Annotated in this window: 14 protein-coding genes; 6 read left to right on the top strand and 8 right to left on the bottom strand. The window is 72.9% G+C overall.

Annotated elements, in window-relative coordinates; translation table 11 throughout:
* Nucleotides 1-207: 207 nt before the first annotated feature.
* Nucleotides 208-1002 carry an SDR family NAD(P)-dependent oxidoreductase gene (locus QSK39_RS33450; protein ID WP_285481853.1) on the bottom strand — a complete coding sequence of 265 codons (795 nt, stop codon included), beginning with the start codon at nucleotides 1000-1002 and terminating at the stop codon, nucleotides 208-210.
* A 221-nt stretch (nucleotides 1003-1223) separates the two neighbouring features.
* On the opposite strand from QSK39_RS33450, the gene QSK39_RS33445 reads away from it, so the two are divergent.
* Together QSK39_RS33445 and QSK39_RS33440 are read left to right on the top strand one after the other, a co-directional pair.
* Complete coding sequence (locus QSK39_RS33445) at nucleotides 1224-1841, top strand: LysE/ArgO family amino acid transporter (RefSeq protein WP_285481852.1); 618 nt, start codon at nucleotides 1224-1226, stop codon at nucleotides 1839-1841.
* A 109-nt stretch (nucleotides 1842-1950) separates the two neighbouring features.
* The gene (locus QSK39_RS33440) at nucleotides 1951-2658 is read left to right on the top strand and encodes a DUF6008 family protein (RefSeq protein ID WP_285481851.1); all 708 of its coding nucleotides are present in this window, start codon (nucleotides 1951-1953) and stop codon (nucleotides 2656-2658) included.
* Here QSK39_RS33440 and QSK39_RS33435 read toward each other — a convergent pair.
* The 3 genes from QSK39_RS33435 to QSK39_RS33425 all read right to left on the bottom strand — a co-directional run bounded on the left by QSK39_RS33435 (nucleotide 2639) and on the right by QSK39_RS33425 (nucleotide 9085).
* Complete coding sequence (locus QSK39_RS33435) at nucleotides 2639-6718, bottom strand: beta-galactosidase (RefSeq protein WP_285481850.1); 4080 nt, start codon at nucleotides 6716-6718, stop codon at nucleotides 2639-2641. The genes QSK39_RS33440 and QSK39_RS33435 overlap by 20 nt on opposite strands.
* A 355-nt stretch (nucleotides 6719-7073) precedes the next feature.
* Nucleotides 7074-8117, bottom strand: a complete 1044-nt coding sequence (locus QSK39_RS33430; RefSeq protein WP_285481849.1) for a LacI family DNA-binding transcriptional regulator — start codon at nucleotides 8115-8117, stop codon at nucleotides 7074-7076.
* A gap of 83 nt (nucleotides 8118-8200) precedes the next feature.
* On the bottom strand, nucleotides 8201-9085 hold the full coding sequence (locus QSK39_RS33425; RefSeq protein ID WP_285481848.1) for a serine hydrolase: 885 nt from the start codon (nucleotides 9083-9085) through the stop codon (nucleotides 8201-8203).
* A gap of 116 nt (nucleotides 9086-9201) precedes the next feature.
* On the opposite strand from QSK39_RS33425, the gene QSK39_RS33420 reads away from it, so the two are divergent.
* The 3 genes from QSK39_RS33420 to QSK39_RS33410 all read left to right on the top strand — a co-directional run bounded on the left by QSK39_RS33420 (nucleotide 9202) and on the right by QSK39_RS33410 (nucleotide 11704).
* A complete protein-coding gene (locus tag QSK39_RS33420; RefSeq protein WP_285481847.1) occupies nucleotides 9202-9774 on the top strand; it encodes an RNA polymerase sigma factor in 573 nt (190 codons plus the stop codon).
* Entirely contained in the window at nucleotides 9767-10882 is a 1116-nt protein-coding gene (locus QSK39_RS33415; RefSeq protein WP_285481846.1) for a CU044_5270 family protein, read from the top strand. Before QSK39_RS33420 ends, QSK39_RS33415 begins: the two co-directional genes overlap by 8 nt.
* A gap of 81 nt (nucleotides 10883-10963) precedes the next feature.
* Nucleotides 10964-11704 (top strand): sulfite exporter TauE/SafE family protein, encoded by a 741-nt coding sequence (locus QSK39_RS33410; RefSeq protein ID WP_285481845.1) that lies wholly within the window; start codon nucleotides 10964-10966, stop codon nucleotides 11702-11704.
* Here QSK39_RS33410 and QSK39_RS33405 read toward each other — a convergent pair.
* Nucleotides 11701-12354 carry a helix-turn-helix transcriptional regulator gene (locus QSK39_RS33405; protein ID WP_285481844.1) on the bottom strand — a complete coding sequence of 218 codons (654 nt, stop codon included), beginning with the start codon at nucleotides 12352-12354 and terminating at the stop codon, nucleotides 11701-11703. The genes QSK39_RS33410 and QSK39_RS33405 overlap by 4 nt on opposite strands.
* 85 nt (nucleotides 12355-12439) lie before the next feature.
* Here QSK39_RS33405 and folE point away from each other — a divergent pair, with 85 nt between their 5' ends.
* A complete protein-coding gene (gene folE, locus QSK39_RS33400) occupies nucleotides 12440-13060 on the top strand; it encodes a GTP cyclohydrolase I FolE (RefSeq protein WP_285481843.1) in 621 nt (206 codons plus the stop codon).
* A 54-nt stretch (nucleotides 13061-13114) separates the two neighbouring features.
* Here the strand turns inward: folE and QSK39_RS33395 are convergent, their stop codons facing one another.
* The 3 genes from QSK39_RS33395 to QSK39_RS33385 form a co-directional block, all read right to left on the bottom strand.
* Nucleotides 13115-13552, bottom strand: a complete 438-nt coding sequence (locus tag QSK39_RS33395) for a hypothetical protein (RefSeq protein ID WP_285481842.1) — start codon at nucleotides 13550-13552, stop codon at nucleotides 13115-13117.
* 110 nt (nucleotides 13553-13662) lie between these two features.
* On the bottom strand, nucleotides 13663-14322 hold the full coding sequence (locus QSK39_RS33390) for a response regulator (RefSeq protein WP_285481841.1): 660 nt from the start codon (nucleotides 14320-14322) through the stop codon (nucleotides 13663-13665).
* Nucleotides 14319-15842 (bottom strand): GAF domain-containing sensor histidine kinase, encoded by a 1524-nt coding sequence (locus QSK39_RS33385; RefSeq protein WP_502873324.1) that lies wholly within the window; start codon nucleotides 15840-15842, stop codon nucleotides 14319-14321. The genes QSK39_RS33390 and QSK39_RS33385 overlap by 4 nt, the downstream gene beginning before the upstream one ends.
* Between the last annotated feature and the right edge of the window lie 35 nt (nucleotides 15843-15877).

Here is a 15877-nt window from a genome sequence, read left to right as displayed (position 1 = left end):
GTCACCCCCGGCCGCGGAACACCGGACGGCCTCGGACGTTGTATCGGGTGTCGGTACGGCGGTGCCCCCGGGCCTCACCCCTTGCCTTCACGGAATACCGGTAACGCAGGAGCCGTGTCGTGCCTTCCGCCGCGAGGCGGCCCCCGTACCGACCCCAAGCCCCCGTTCCCTCCCGGGCCTCCCCCGTGCGCCCGGGCGGGAGCGGGCCTACGGCACGATCGAGTCGACGTACCCGCCGTCGACGCGCACGGCCGCGCCCGTCGTCGCCGAGGCGAACGGGGAACTCAGGTACACCACCAGGTTCGCGATCTCTTCGGGCTCGATCAGGCGCTGCAGCAGGGACTGCGGCCGGTGCTCCTTCATGAACTCCCGCTGCGCCTCGTCCCACGGCAGGTCCTTGTCCACCAGCTCGTAGACGAAGTCCTCGACGCCGCCGGTGTGCGTCGGGCCCGCGATCACCGCGTTCACCGTGACCCCGGTACCGGCCGCGTGCTTGGCGAACCCGCGCGAGACGCCCAGCAGCGCCGTCTTCGACACTCCATAGTGGATCATCTCGGCGGGGATCACGATCGCCGAATCGCTGGCGATGTACTGGATCCGGCCCCAGCCGCGGCCGGTCATGCCGGGCAGGTAGGCACGGGTGAGCCGCACCGCGGCCAGGACGTTGACCTCGAAGTACCGCCGCCAGTCGGCGTCGGTGATGTCGAGCGGCTCCTGGGCGCCGAAGATGCCGAGGTTGTTGACGAGGATGTCGGCGTCGGGCACCTCCTCGACGACCTGCGCCGCGCCGGCTTCCTCCGAGACGTCACCCGGCGCCGGCACCAGGTCGGCGTCCGGCAGGTCTTCCTTCAGGCGCGCGATCGCCTTCAAGACCCCGGTTTCGCTCCGGCCGTTGACCGCGACCCGCGCGCCCGCGGCCGCGAGCCCCGCCGCGATCGCCGAGCCGATGCCCTGGGTGGACCCGGTGACCAGTGCCGTCTTCCCGCTGAGGTCGACCCGCATGGTGAAATCCCCTTCTCGCGTCGGCCCCTCCCTCCGGGGCGATTCAAGCACAGGTGCCCGGTGCGCACCGGCTGGGAAATCCGGTTGCCGCACCGGACCCGGCGGCGACACCATCTGCGCATGACCTCCTCTCGCACCCCGCTCCTGCCGACCGTCGCCGCGACCACCGCGCCGGTCCAGCAGCAGCCGGGCCGTCCGCGGGGGTCGATCACCCCGGCGCCGTGACGGGCGCGCTGGTCGCCGGCCTGCTGGCCGGCTACGGCATCGCGATCCCGGTCGGCGCCGTCGCGACCTACCTCGTCGCGCTCACCGCCCGCACGTCACTGCGCACCGGCCTGGCCGCGGCCCTCGGCGTCGCCACGGCCGACGGCGCGTACGCGCTGGTGGCGGTGCTCGGCGGCGCCGCGGTCGCGGGACTCGTGACGCCCATCGCCGGGCCGTTGCGGCTGGTCTCGGCCGGGATCCTGGTCGCGCTGGCGATCCGCGGGGCCGTTTCGGCGCTGCGATCCCACCGCGACGCCACCACCCGGCCGGTGACGCCGCTCGCGCCCGGCCGCGCCTACGTCAGCCTGCTCGGCATCACGCTGGTGAACCCGACGACGGTCGTCTACTTCACCGCCCTGGTCGTCGGCGACCGCGCCGGCAGCGCGGTGTCCGTGCCCGAGCAGGTCGGGTTCGTGCTGGCCGCGTTCGCCGCCTCGGCGAGCTGGCAAGCGCTCCTGGCCGGCGGCGGGGCCCTGCTCGGCCGGGTCCTCACCGGACCGCGGGGCCGGTTGGCGACGGCGCTGGTGTCGAGTGCGGTGATCACCGCACTCGCCGTCCGACTTGTCCTCGCCTGACCGGGAAACCGTTGTGGTGTAACGGTTTGTCCAGTTCCCGGGCGCACAGCGGAAGACGTTGCCTGCGGTCGGTTCCCGTTAGGCTCGGGCGTCGACGACGGGAGACGCCATGACCATGCCGATGGGGACGATGTCCGGCTGGGACGTCGCGGGGGCGACGCTGCTGGTGCTCTGGGCGCTGGCCATGTGGGCGGCGGTCGGGGTGCTGGCGTACGCGAACCGCGGGCCGGTGCGGCCGTGGGTGTACCGCGGCTCGGTCGCGGTGATCGGCGTCGGCGTGCTCGGGCAGCTCGGCCACGTCCAGGAGCACATCGCGCAGGTCGGTTACTGGCTCGGGCACCCGAACTCCCCGGCGTGGATGACGCCGTGGGGCACCGGGCTCGCGAACGGCCTGCAGATGCTGCTGCCGGACCGCAAGACGTTCGGGATGGAGCTGCTGCACCTCACCGGCAACTTCATCTTCCTGGCCGGGCTGGCCGGGGTCATGGTGATCACGCGGCGGGCGCTCGGCACCCGCGCCCGCCGCTGGGCGAAGATGGGCGTCTGGATGCAGGGCCTGCACGGGCTCGAGCACCTGGTCCTCACGCTGTCGATCGGCTTCGGCGCACCCCGGGCGATCGGGCTGTCGACGTTCTTCGGCCTCGTGGACCCGGGCATCGGGCTGACGACCTACCGCGTGTGGTGGCACTTCATCGCCAACGTGATCGGCTCGATCATCTTCGGCCTGGCGCTGTACCACCTGTGGCGCGAACGTCGCGAAGTCCGCGCCACCTTCTTCCTCCGGCCGGTTCCGGAGATCACCCGGCAGGCGGCGTAGCGCAGGTGAGCGTCGGGAGCGCCCAGTCCGCGTGGTCGTTGCCGTTGCCGTCGCCGCCGTCGCTCACCAGCAGGTCCAGGACCTGGGCACCGGTGACGTCGACGTCGATCGGGACCGCCGCCTGGCCGCCGCGCACCACCGGCGTCGTCACCCGGGTCACGCCGTCCACCGAGACGCTGAAGCTCACGCTGCCGCCGGTGCCCGTTTCGCCGTCCACGCCGACCGACGCCGTGAGCCGCGTGCAGGTGCCGGCCAGGTAGAGCTGGACGTCGCTCGCCGCGTGCGCGCCGAGGCCCTTCGCGTACGCCACCCCGCCGATGGTCATCGGCTTGCCGTCGCCCGCGTCCGCTTCGCCGTTGCTCGTGTCGCGCTCGACCGGGCCCCAGCCGTTCGTCGCCGTCAGGAACGGCAGCGAGCTCACGGCCACCTCGCCCGCGGGTGGCGCCGGGGGCACCGCGCCGACGATCCGCTCGCCGGACACCGAACCCGGCCGCCCGGCCTGCCGGTAGGCCACCGCCACCTTCAGCGCGGCCGTGTCCACTGTGGAGGGAGCGGTGACGGGCCAGGTGAAGGTCGCCGCCTTGCCGCCGTCGATCTTCGCCACCGAAGGTGGAGATGCCGCGCCGACCGTCCACCCGGCCGGCGCGGTCAGCACCGGCTTGACGTCGAACGCCAGCGGCGCCCCCGCGGGCACCCGCACCGTTGCCGAAGCGGTGAACCGCTGCCCACCCGACACCGTGTCCGGCGCGGTCAGCGACACCGCCGCGGTCGGCGCCGCGGGCATCGCGTACCGCCCGGGGTCGAAGCCGGGCGACGCGTTCTGCTTGACGGCCAGCGGCGAGCGGTAGCTGCCGTAGTTCGTCCACGCGATCGTGCCCAGGCCGCCGGTGCTGCCGTCGAGGTTCCACACGGCGACCGCGATCGTGTTGTGGCCGTTGGGGTTCAGGACGCCGTTCGGGATCGGGAAGCTGTGCTGCGGCCCGAGGTAGTTGACGTACTGCCCGAGCTGCCAGCCGTTGACGAAGAGCAGCGCCCGGTACTGGCGGGCGGGATCGTCGGTGATCGTCAGGCCGAGCGAGGTGTCCTGGCCGCGTGGCAGGTCGAGGTCCGCGGTCGTCCGGTACCACGACACGCCCGGCGTGGTGTCCTTCGCCGGCAGGGACGCCGACGTCCAGCGAGCGTCGGGGAAGCCGGGCAGCGACCAGCCCGCGCGCTCGCCGTACAGGCCGCCGGTGTTGAGCGGGCCGCGGACCGGGTCGAGTCCCGTTTCGCCGCCGCGGACGCCCTGCAGGCGCCAGGTCACCGACGTCAGCGGCGCCCCGGTCAGCCGGGCGGAGGTGAGGCCGCGCGCGGCCTTGTTGCCGTTGTTCGCGCCGTAGTCCTCCTCGTGGCCCATGTTCACGGTCAGCACGGAGATCTCGTTCTCGCCCGCGCGCAAGGTCCCGGCCGGGAAGGGGAACGTGTGCTGCGGATCCTTGGAGCTGCCGAGGAAGACACCGTTGAGCCACGCCGAGAACGCGCCCGCCGGCCCGCCGCTCTGGCTCGCCAGCGTGATCCCGGTCTGCTTGCCGTCGCCGGTGAAGCGGCCGCGGTACCAGGTGTTGCCGGTGTGGAAGCCGTAGTCGTCGGCGAAGAGGACCGGTTTCGTGCCGAGCGCCGTCGAACTGTTGGAGGTGTCCTTGTCGGCCACCGGCCAGGCCGAGTCGTCGAAGCCGGGCTGGCTCTCCGGGGACTCCTGCTGGTGCTTCCAGCCGGTCAACGCGGGCAGCGTCACGGCCTTCGCCGTCGGCGCGGCGGCGGTGAGGCTGCCGCTGGACGTCGGCTGGGTCGCGACCCGGGATCCGTTCCACGACAACGACTTCTCGGAGGCGAAGACCTCGAACGTGCCGTCGGTGCCGGTGTCGCCGGTCAGGTTCAGGGTGCCGTGGTCGTCGGCCGCGGTCCGCACCAGGTGCGTGCCGCGGACCAGCACCGGGCCCGCCGCGGTGTCCTGGCGCCAGAAGGTCGCCGCCGTCGCCTTGTCGGCGAGCAGCAGGAGCAGCGGGCGCTGCCCGGGTGCGGTGACGAGCACGCGCGCCAGGCCGTCGTGGGTGTAGTTCAGTCGCAGATCGCCGCGGGCGGGGTCCCAAGTGGACGTCGCGTTGCCGCCGAGGACCTGCACTGACGGCTGCTGCGCGAACCGCAGGACGGTTTCGCCGGGCCCGCCCTTGTCGCCGTAGAGCACGGCGACGTCCCGGCCGCCGATGGCCGCGCTCGTCATGATCTCCGACGTCGAGTACTGCATCCGCGTCCGCCCGAGGTCGTACCCGGCGACGACGATCTTCGACTGGCGGCCGTTCAGCGTGACGCCGGTGCCGGGCTGCTGCGGGACGACCGGGTAGTAGTCGGCGCTGCCCGACAGCAGGTCGACGGCGTCCACCACGACGAACGCCCCGGCGGCGTTCGCGTTCTGCTGCCCGGTGACGACGATCTTGAGCGTGTGCGCGCCGGCGGGCAGGCCGCGCACCTCGTAGCCGGTGACCTGGTTCTGCTTGCTCGCCGCGTAGAGGTCGACGGTGCTGACCTTCGCGTCGTCGAGGTAGACGTCGGCGATGCCGTGGTTGCCGTCCTTCGACGTCACCCAGCGGACCCCGGTGCCGGTGAAGGGGATGCTGACGCTGTCGCCGGTGACCTCCGAGAACGACTCGGTGTGCTGGTAGTCGCCGCCGGTGTAGTTCACCTCCGGCCCGACGTGGCTCCAGGTCCCGGTGTAGCCGACCTCGGCGGCGCGGTCGTCGTAGGTGTAGCCGGCGTGCGCGGCGAGGTCGAGCGCGAGGCTCGTGGTGTTCGTGGCGGTGGACGTCGAATCGGTGTGGCGCAGGGTGTGGAACTGCGTGCGGGTGTCCGGGTTGATCCGGGCGGTGTCGGTGAGGGCCGGGTCGGTGAGCGGCGCGCTCGCCAGCCCGTCGGTCTTGGTCAGCGGGGCGACCGACTGGGTGAAGTAGCCGATCAGCTTGTCTTCGTTGTACTTCGGGTCGAACTGGCGGCCTTCGGTGATCGCGGCGCCGTAGTCGTAGGAGGTGTAGTTCTGCGGGATCGCGCTCCAGCCCCACGACGTGCCGCCGTGCAGCATGTAGAAGCTCTGGCCGGTGGCGCCGACCGCGATGTTCTGCTCGTAGAAGACGTTCGCGAACTGGTCGTTGATCAGCTGCGCGCACTTCTCGTAGCCCGGGCCGCCCCACGGGTCGAAGGCGCCGCCCTGGAACTCGGCGGTGATCAGCGGCTTGCCGGGGACGTGGTCGTAGCTGATGTCGGGGACGCCGTTCCACCGCGTCGGGTTGGAGCAGTCGAAGCCCTGCGGGTAGGAGTCGGCGGCATCGACGTCGAGGGCGGCCTCACCGGCGTTGAAGGTGCCGTTGTTGTTGCCCACCAGCGGAACCGTGATGCCGTCGGCGCGGGCCTTGTCCTCGAGGTGCTGCATGTAGGCGCGGCCGTCGGCGTTGCCGTTGTAGTACTCGTTCTCGACCTGGTAGGCCAGCACGCTGCCGGTTCCGTTGGTGAGCTGGTGGCGCGCGATGATCCGGTCGATCTGCGTCTGCCACTCGTCGGAGTACTTCAGGTAGACCGGGTCGGCGCTGCGGGTGTGGCCGGGGGTGGTGGACAGCCACGTCGGGAAGCCACCGCCGTCGACCTCGGCGTTGATGTAGGGCCCGGGCCGCGCGATGACGTAGAGGCCGGCCTGCTGGGCCATGTCGAGGAGCTTGTCGAGGTCCCGGACGCCGGTGAAGTCGTAGACCCCCTGGCGCGGCGAGTGGTAGCCCCAGTCGAAGTAGAGCGACGTCGAGTTGAAGCCGGCCGCCTTCATCTTCTGGAAGATGTCGAGCCAGAGGTCGGGGCTCGGGAGGCGGTAGGAGTGGAACTCCCCCGACCACAGGTAGGTGCGGGTGCCGTCGACCAGGAAGGAGTAGCCGTCGTAGGTGACGGTGTGGGCCGCTTTCGGTGGAGCCGCGGCGGCCTGCGGAACGACCACGCCGACCAGAGCGAGCAGGGCGACGAGCAGGGCCCGGAACGAAGCACGCATGCGGCGACCTCCTGGAACGACACTGAACCGCACACGATCCTTTGGCAACCGCACAGAAGCGGTCAAGATACAACACCGAGATGGATCAGTGCCGAGGTAGTGTTAGCGTTAACTGTCCTGGTCGGCTGTCTCGAACGAGCCAAGCACGGGACATCAGCGCGGGCCGGTGGTCGCGCCGCTCAAGCGATCGAGTGGGAACTGAACACGATCTTCGGCATCAGCCCGTTCTGGTCGGATCTTTTCGGCGATCTTGGCCGATCTTGCCCCGAGGAACAGCCGCGGCAGTGGTCCGCGACGACCCGGTGTCTCGATGTGAACCTGCGCTGACCGAAAATTCGCCGGCAGCCACGGGACATCAGCGCGGGCCGGTGCTCTCCCGGACGATCAGCTCGGCCGGCACGAGGTGCCGCGCCCCGATGTCGCCGCCCGCCATCCGGTCCTCCAGGAGCCCGAACGTCTTGCGGCCGACCTCGATGAAGTCCTGGCGGACCGTCGTCAGGGGCGGGGTGAAGTACGCCGCCTCGGGGACGTCGTCGAAGCCCGCGACGTGGACGTCCTCCGGGACGCGGATGCCCGCCTCGGTGAACGCGCGCAGCACGCCCAGCGCCATCTGGTCGTTGGCCGAGAACACCGCCTTCAGCCCGCGCTTGCCGACCAGCGCCCGGCCCGCCTCGTAGCCCGACCGCGGGCTCCAGTCGCCGCGCACGACCGCCGGCACCCGCAGGCCGCGCCGCTCGAGGGTCTCGCGCCAGCCGCGCTCGCGGTCGCGGGCCTCCAGCCAGTCCTCCGGGCCGGCCACGTGCCAGACCGTGCGGTGGCCGAGGGCGAGGAGGTGCTCGGTGGCGCGGCGGGCGCCGTCGTACTGGTCGACCGAGATCACCGGCACCGGCGCCGACTCGCCGCCGCCGACCGCGACCACCGGGATGTCGCCCGGCACCGCGGCCAGCGCCCGCCCGGCCGTCACGTGCGGCGCGATGACGACGATCCCCTCGACGGCCTGGCGCCGCAGGCTCTCCACCGCGTCGCCGATCGACGTCCGGCCCGGCCGGGTGACGCTGCAGATCGCGACGCCGTACCCGGCTTCGCGAGCCGCGTTCTCGATGCCGTAAAGAGTGCTCGCGGGCCCGTACAGGTTGGACTCCAGCGCGACCACGCCGAGCGTGCCCGACCGGCCGGTGACCAGCGTCCGGGCGGCCGTGTTGGGCCGGTACCCGAGCTTGTGCACGGCGGCGAGGACCCGTTCGCGGGTCTCCGGGCGCACCGGCCCGCTCTCGTTCACCACACGCGAAACGGTCATGTGCGACACCCCGGCCATGCCGGCGACGTCGGCCAGGCTGGGCTGCCGCGGCCCCGGGGCCGACGTCCTGGTCTGCTCCCCCGCCTTTGCCCGGTCCACCACTCTGGCCCCCTCCACCTCGCGCCGTGTCACCACCCAGGAGACCGTACCGCCGAACGCGCCGTCACCGGCGGACGCCGGGCGCGTCAGGACCAGCCGAGCGGCTTCGAAAGCGCTTTCACGACCGCCGTGACGTTCTGCGACGCCTTCGCCCAGGACGTGGCGGCGGGCTGGGCGCTCAGCACGACGACGATGTAGCGGCGCCCGCTGACGAGCCCGCTGGTGTGCAGGTTGCGGCCGGGGTCGCAGCAGGACCAGCCCTGTTTCACCGCCCAGTCGGCGGCGGTGACCGCGCCCGGGATGCCGAAGTACTGGTCGAAGCCGTCCGCGCCGTGTTCGGTGGCGCCGTCGAGAGCGCGCAGGACGACCTGCCGCGTGCCGGCGGGCGCCTGGTCCATGAGGTACCGGTAGGTGCGGACGAGATCGGCGGCGGTGACGAGGGTGCTGCCCCAGTGCCCGGCGTCGGCGGGCGGGGTCGTCGACCTCAGGCCGATCCGCGCCGCCCACGACGTGACGATCTCCGGCCCGCCCAGCCGCATCCAGAGCCGGCTCGCGACGTCGTCGTCGCTGCGCGACAGCATCTCGGCCACTTCGTCGGCGGGCTCGCCCTGCCGCAGGGCCTCGAAGGCGATGAAGAGCTTGACCAGCGACGCGGACGTGTAGGTGGCGTCCGGGCGGTAGGAGACGACGTCGCGGTCGTTCTTGCGGTCGTGGACGAGCACGCTGACCTTCCCGGGCACGAGCTTCGCCAGCGAGGCGCCGTCGGGTACCGGCGGCGCCTTCGCCGAGGTCTCCGGCGGCGCCGAGGTCGCCGTCGTGGCGACGCTCGTCGTGTACGACGGCGCGGTCGCGAGCGCCGGTCCGGCCGCCGCGTGGGGTACCGGCGGCCGGACCGCCGCGGCCACGACGAGCATCGCCACCACCGCGCCGGCGCACGCCCCGGCCAGCAGCACCGCGTTTCCCCTGTGCATACCGGCTCTTGTCCGCACCACCCGGAACTGTTCGGCCGGGAGGTCCCGAATGTGGCCTGCGTCTCATCCGGGCGGGCGATCGGGGACGCGGGCGGCGGGTCGCGACAACCAGTAGCGTGACCGGAATCGTGGATCGGCTCGAGCGGCCCGACCTCGCCGCGAAGGATCCGAAAGAGGTCTTCTCACGGCTCTTCGACGAGTACGCCCATCCCCTGCGCGGGTACCTCGCGGGCCGGGTGGGCGTGCACGCCGCCGACGACCTCGTGGCGGAGACGTTCGTCGTCGCGCTCCGAAGACGCGCCAGCTACGACCCCGAGAAGGCGCCGATCCGCGGCTGGCTCTACGGGATCGCGACCAACCTGCTGCGCAACCACGTGCGCCAGGAGGTCCGCGGCTTCCAGCTGACGGCGAAGGCCGGCGCCGAAGAGCGCCCGGAAGAGAACCACGACACCGCGGTGGCCGGCCGGGTCGACGCGGCCGCGCGCCTGCGCGTCCTCGCCGGCGAGCTCGCCGCGCTGTCCGAACAGGACCGTGACGTCCTGCTGCTCACGTCCTGGGCCGGGCTCGAACCGGCCGAGGTCGCCGAAGCGCTCGGCGTGCCCGCCAGCACGGTCCGGTCCCGCTTGCACCGCGTCCGCCACCGCCTCCAGGCGTTGCTCGTCCCCACCGAGGAGAACCCCCATGCATGAGCTCGACGAAACCCTCGAGCTGCTCCACCGCGACGCCCGGACGGCGCCCGCCGACCTCGCCGCGGCCCGCGCGAAGCTGATGGCCGAGCTGGACGCCGGCTCGACCGTCGTCCCGCTGCGGGCCCGGCGGGCGCGCCGGTTCGCGCTGCCGGTCGCCGCCGCCGTCGCCGGGGTGGTCGCGGCGACGATCGTCGTCGTGCAGGCGGACCCGTCCGGGCCCGCGCCCACGGCCGCGCTGCCCGCGCCGAGCGCCAACCCGACTGCGAACCCGACCGCGAACTGGCCGGACATCAAGCTGATGTCGGCGGTGCAGGTGCTGAACCGGGCGGCCGACCTCAGTGTCGGCGCGGTCGACCAGCCCGTCGGCCCCGGGCAGTTCCGGTACGTCGCCGAGCACACGTGGGTCGGGCGCGGCGTCCAGAGCAGCGACACGACCGGGTACACGTACCTGTGGGAGCAGCAGATCGACCGCTGGATCCCGGCCGACGCCCACGACGTCTGGCAGGAGAACCGCAAGATCGTGCACACCGGGAAGTTCCTCGGCGGTTCGCAGCCGCAGTCCCAGTCGCCCGAGCCGGAGATCACGGACACCGACCAGGGCCAGTGGCAGGGCCGCTGCGGCGACTTCTTCCCGAAGGCCAAGCCGGCGAAGAAGTGCGACGACCCGGCCGACTGGGACAGCCCGGCGTTCTACGCGACGCTGCCGCACGACCCGGCGGCGCTGTACGCGAAGCTGCAGGCGATGACCAAGGGCCGCGGCTCGACGCCGACGGTGATGTTCCACTTCGGCATCGAGATCCTGCGGGCCGGGCTGATGCCGGCCGAGCTGCGCGCGCAGTGGTACCGGGCGCTGGCGCGGATCCCGGGCATCACGGTGCTGGCGGCGGAGGCGAACCTCGACGGCCGCACCGGCGTCGCCCTCGGCCTCGACGACCGCCACGAGATCCGGCAGCTGATCATCGACCCGGTGACGGGCCAGTTCATCGGCGAGCGCCAGATCGCGGGCGCGGAGCCGGACGAGGCCTGGATCAAGCCGGGCACGGAGATCGGGGCGAGCGCGATCACGACGGCGGTCGCGGACCGGCTGGGCGAGGTCCCGGCCAAGTAGCGCCGCGGGGTGGCGTCGGGTGCGCCCGGGACCCGACGCCACACCCCGCACCGGCTACGGTCGGCTCATGGAGACCAGGACGTGGTTCGGCTCGTGCTAGCCGTCCTGCTGCTGGCGGTGCCGGTCGGCGTCTTCATCGGGGCGATCGGCATCGGCGGTGTCCTCCTCCCGCCCGCGCTCACCTGGCTCGCCGACCTCGACGTCCACGCCGCCGCCGGTACCAGCAGCTGGGCCTTCCTCTTCACCGGCGTCGTCGGCACGGTCGCCTATGCACGCCACCAGGCGATGCCCTGGCGCTTCGGCGGTTGGCTCACCCTCGGCGCGGCGCCGGCCGCGGCGGCCGGCGCTCTCGTCAACGGCGTCGTCCCGGCGACCGTCCTCTGGCTGTTCCTGGCCGTGGTGACCGCCGGCTCCGGCGCCTTCAACCTCTGGGCACGGCCCCGCGAGGCACGCGAACTGTGCGCGCCCGCCGCCGTCGCGGTCGGGGCGGCCGTCGGGTTCGGCTCGGCGCTCACCGGCACGGGCGGGCCGGTGCTGCTCGTCCCGGTGCTGCTGGCGCTCGGCGTGCCCGCGTTGACGACGATCGCGGCCGGGCAGCTGATCCAGCTCCCGCTCGTCGGCTTCGCGACGCTCGGCTACGCGGCGCAGGGCTCCGTCCACTTCGGACTCGGCAGCATCCTGGGCGTGCTGGCCGGCGCCGGCACCCTGCTCGGCACGCGGCTGGCCCGGAAACTGCGCGGCCGCAGCCTCCACCGCGTCGCCTCGGGCGCCCTCGTCGGCTTCGGTGCGTTCCTCTTCGTCCTCGCGTTCCTCCCGCGCTAGGCCGGCGCGAGGCGCACGCAGCAGAAACCGGGCTGCGGGTCCAGCCGGGCGCGCAGGCGGTCCTCGCCCGTGCCGGCGAGCATGCCTTCGACCAGCCCCAGGTTCATCTCGCAGACCAGCCGCGGGTGCTTCCGGGCCAGCCGGTGAAACGGGCAGTTGGCGAGCAGCACCCCGTCGCCCTCGACGCGAGGCTCGAACCCGTGCTCCTCGAGGACGGCGACGACGTCCGGGGCCCCGGCGGCCAGTTCGGCCCCGTGACCGCGGGCGCGCCGCCCGAGGATCTCGCGCGCCGAGCCGGTCTCACCGGCCTCCTCGATCGCGGCCGCGAGGAGCTCGCCGGCCAGCTCGTAGTGCCGCTCGGGCACCGAGACGCTCACCTGCCGGTCGGACCGGCGGTAGACCTTGGCCGGGCGGCCCGCGCCCGGCCCGGTGCGGCCGCTGCGGCGCTCGTACTCGACCGCCAGGAGCTGCTCCTCCACCAGGCGGTCCAGGTGGAAGGCGACGGTCGCCCGGGGCACGCCGAGGGCCGACGCGACGTCGTCGCGGCTCACCGGCGCCGGGCGCCGGACGACGTACTCGTACAGCCGCCGGCGCGTCGGCTCGTCGAGCGTCGCGACCGCCGCCAGCGCGCCGGCCTGGGACTTGTGCATCTGAGCACTCTAAAACAAACAACCGTTGACGAAAACCCCGGCGGGCTTCTACCGTCGGCTCGTCCTGGTTCAGAAGGAGGCCTCAGTGACCGTCGATCCCGTCCGTGAACCGGTGCCGCTGCGGCACCTGGGCGTCGTCCCCGACCGCGACGCCATGGACCTGCGCGCGGCGGAACGCGCGGTCGCCGACCTGCTGCGCGCGCTGGGGAAGGACCCGGTGTCCGAGCACCTCGCCGACACGCCGAGGCGGGTGGCCAACGCCTACGCGGAGATGCTGCGCCCGCGCGACTTCAAGCTGACGACGTTCCCGAACGACGAGGGCTACGACGAGCTCGTGCTGGCGAAGAGCATCCCGGTGCAGTCGCTGTGCGAGCACCACCTGCTGCCCTTCCGCGGCGTCGCGCACGTGGGCTACCTGCCCGGCGAGCGGATCCTCGGCCTGTCGAAGCTCGCCCGCGTCGTCGAGATGTTCGCGCGCGACCTGCAGGTGCAGGAACGGCTGACCAAGCAGGTCGCGGACTGGCTGCAGGAACACCTCGCGCCCAAGGGCGTCGGCGTCGTGATCGAGGCCGAGCACCTGTGCATGTCGCTGCGCGGCGTGCGGGCGGCCGGCGCGCTCACCGTGACGTCGGCCCTGCACGGCCTGCTGCGGGAGGAACCCAAGTCGCGGCAGGAGTTCTTCGCGCTGACCGGAGTCAGCGCCTAGGAAGACCGCGGGCGGGGACCGGTGTCCCCGCCCGCGGCCGCTCCACGAAGGTCCTCAGTTGTCCCGGCGGTGCCGTCCGCCCCGCGACGCCCCGGCGATCGCGCGCAGCCGCAGCGCCAAGTCGTTCCGGCGGGCGCGCTGGGCGTACTCCAGCAACGCTTCCACCTGCTCCTGCGGCAGCCAGCCTTGATCCGCCCCGGCTTCCAGCCGCAGCAGGTGCGTCACCAGCTCCCGCGAATCCTCGTCGTGCTCACCGGCCAGCTCCGCGAACCGGCAGGCCGCCTCCGCTTCGCCGTCGCACCACGCCGTCATCGCCAGGAGCGTCGCCGTCGCCGTCAGGATGTCGCCGCGGTGGACGCCTCCTTCCGCCGCCAAGTGCTCCGCCAGCTGGAAGCTGCGCGTGCCGACACCGCCGGCACCTTCCCGGCGCACGGCTCTGGCCAGCGCCTTGATCTGCTGCGTGACATAGTCCCCGCTCGACAACCCCGACATGCCGTCCCCTCTTGCCGCGCACGACGATCCGTGCGTCACCCGACAGGTGTATCGCATCGCGGGCCAGATACGTCGGATGCGCCACGGGTTTCCGCCGAGTGGGCGTGTGATCAGGACGAACGGCCGCCCTCGGCGCGTCGCTGCGACACGTACACCGCCGCCGAGGTGCGCCGCTCGACCCCGAGCTTGTGCAGCACCGACGACACGTAGTTCTTCACCGTCTTCTCGGCCAGGAACAGCCGCTCGGCGATCTGCCGGTTGGTCAGGCCTTCGGCCACCAGGTCCAGCACCCGGCGCTCCTGCGGGCTGAGCTGCTCGTACCGCGGGTCCGGGGCGGCCACGTCCTCACCGCGCAGCTTGTTCATCACCGAGGCGGTCAGCGTGGCGTCCAGCAGCGAGCCGCCGACGGCGACCGTGCGGACGGCGTCGACCAGCGACCGGCCGGAGACCTGCTTGAGCATGTATCCGGCCGCGCCCGCCATGATCGCGCCGAAGAGCGCGTCGTCGTCCGAATAGGACGTCAGCATCAGGCAGGCCGGCGCCGGCTCGACGGTCGAGCGGATCTCGCGGCACACCTCGACGCCCTGGCCGTCGGGCAGCCGCACGTCGAGGATCGCCACGTCCGGGCGGGCCTGCGGGATCCGGACCAGCGCCTCGGCCGCCGTCCCCGCCTCGCCCACCACCTCGATGTCCTCTTCGGACTCGAAGACGGTCTTCAGGCCGGTGCGGACCAGCTCGTGGTCGTCCAGCAGGAACACCGAGATCGTCATCGTCCACTCCCCTGCTCGCCGGCCCGGGCCGGCAGCTCCACGGTCCATTCCAGCCGGGAGCCGCCGCCCTCGGCGGCCACCAGCTCGCAGTTCCCGCTCCACCGTGCCGCACGCGCGGACAGGTTGGCGAGCCCGCTGCGCCGGTCGGATTCCGGCGGCGGGCCGGTCCCGTCGTCGCGCACCACCAGGCTCAGCCAGCGGCCGCCCCGGTCCACGGTGACTTCGACCGACGACGACGTCGCCCCGGCGTGGCGCGCCACGTTCGTCAGCGCCTCGCGCAGCGACGCGATCAGGTCGGACCGGACGGCGTCCGGCACGGACGCGTCGAGCGGCCCGTCGAAGCCGACGCGCGGCTCGAAGCCCAGCGTGTCCCGCGCGTCGACGGCCACCCGCAGCAGCTCGGCGCGCAGGCTTCCCTGCGCCTGCGCGGGCGCCTGCAGCGAGAAGATGCTGTTGCGGATCTCGCGGATCGTGCCGTCGAGGTCCTGGGCGAACCCGGCGACGCGCGCGCCGACGGCCGGATCGGCGATCAGCCTGCTGACGCCCTCGAGCCCGAGCCCGGTCGCGAACAGCCGCTGGATGACCAGGTCGTGGAGGTCGCGGGCGATCCGGTCGCGGTCGGAGAACACCGCCAGCTGCTGGCGCACCTCCTGCATCCGGGAGAACTCGACGGCCAGCGCCGCGTGCCCGGCGAACGTTTCGGCCAGCTGGACGTCGGAGTCGGTGAACGGCGACTTGTCGCGGAACTTCGCGACGAGCAGGACGCCGAGGGTCTCGTCGCCGACGATCAGCGGCACCGAGATCGCCGAGTCGAGGTCCTTGATCATCGCGGGCATCGGCCCGGCGCGGTCGCGCTGCTCGTTCTGGACGTGTTCGCCGTAGTCGCGCACGACCACCGGGCGCCGGGTGGTGAAGGCGATGCCGGTGGCGGTCCCCTCGGTCGGGACGGTCAGCCCGGTGAGCCGCTCGGAGTCCTCCCCCGGCGGCTCGACGACGTCGAACACCAGCCGGTCGGGCCCGTCGGGCAGGGCGATCGCGCCCCCGGTGCCCCCCGCGACCACGCGGGCGCGCTCGGCGATCAGCCGGAGCGTGGAACGCAGGTCCTGCACGCCGAGCAGGGCCCGCGTGACGTCGTAGGAAGCCTCCAGCCAGCGTTCGCGGCGGCGCATCCCGTCGACCAGCACGGCCTTTTCGACGGCCATCCCGGTCGCCGCGGCCAGTGCGCCCAGCACCTCGTACTCGCGGCGGCCGAACGCCCCGTGGGCGGGCTCGACGGTGAGGAGACCGAACACGCGCTCGCCGGCGCCGACCGGCAGCTCGGCCGCGGTCCCGCCGCCCGGCCGGCCGTGCTCGGCGGCCACCTCGCCGTCGGGGCCCGTCACGTCGATCCGGCCGTGGCGCGCGCCGACCAGCTCGCACACGGTCTTCACGGCGCGGTCCAGCAACGCCGGCATCTCCAGCTCCCGCGCGATCCCGGCCACCGCGGCCAGGATCGCCGGCACGCCGATTTCGTCCGCCACTTCCCGCCGACCCCACATCAGCCCGATCCCGGGGG

The organism is Amycolatopsis sp. NBRC 101858 (assembly GCF_030269325.1).
GTDB classification, from domain to species: domain Bacteria; phylum Actinomycetota; class Actinomycetes; order Mycobacteriales; family Pseudonocardiaceae; genus Amycolatopsis; species Amycolatopsis ponsaeliensis.
The sequence above is the reverse complement of the archived record's forward strand: the minus strand, read 5'-3'. Positions and strand labels throughout refer to the sequence as shown.

Excerpts from the sequence above, each read along its gene's own strand:
- QSK39_RS33450 (WP_285481853.1), bottom strand. The coding sequence starts at position 1,002 with ATGCGGGTCGACCTCAGCGGGAAGACGGCACTGGTCACCGGGTCCACC.
- QSK39_RS33440 (WP_285481851.1), top strand. The coding sequence starts at position 1,951 with ATGACCATGCCGATGGGGACGATGTCCGGCTGGGACGTCGCGGGGGCG.
- QSK39_RS33435 (WP_285481850.1), bottom strand. The coding sequence starts at position 6,718 with ATGCGTGCTTCGTTCCGGGCCCTGCTCGTCGCCCTGCTCGCTCTGGTC.
- QSK39_RS33425 (WP_285481848.1), bottom strand. The coding sequence starts at position 9,085 with ATGCACAGGGGAAACGCGGTGCTGCTGGCCGGGGCGTGCGCCGGCGCG.
- QSK39_RS33415 (WP_285481846.1), top strand. The coding sequence starts at position 9,767 with ATGCATGAGCTCGACGAAACCCTCGAGCTGCTCCACCGCGACGCCCGG.
- QSK39_RS33405 (WP_285481844.1), bottom strand. The coding sequence starts at position 12,354 with ATGCACAAGTCCCAGGCCGGCGCGCTGGCGGCGGTCGCGACGCTCGAC.
- QSK39_RS33395 (WP_285481842.1), bottom strand. The coding sequence starts at position 13,552 with ATGTCGGGGTTGTCGAGCGGGGACTATGTCACGCAGCAGATCAAGGCG.
- QSK39_RS33390 (WP_285481841.1), bottom strand. The coding sequence starts at position 14,322 with ATGACGATCTCGGTGTTCCTGCTGGACGACCACGAGCTGGTCCGCACC.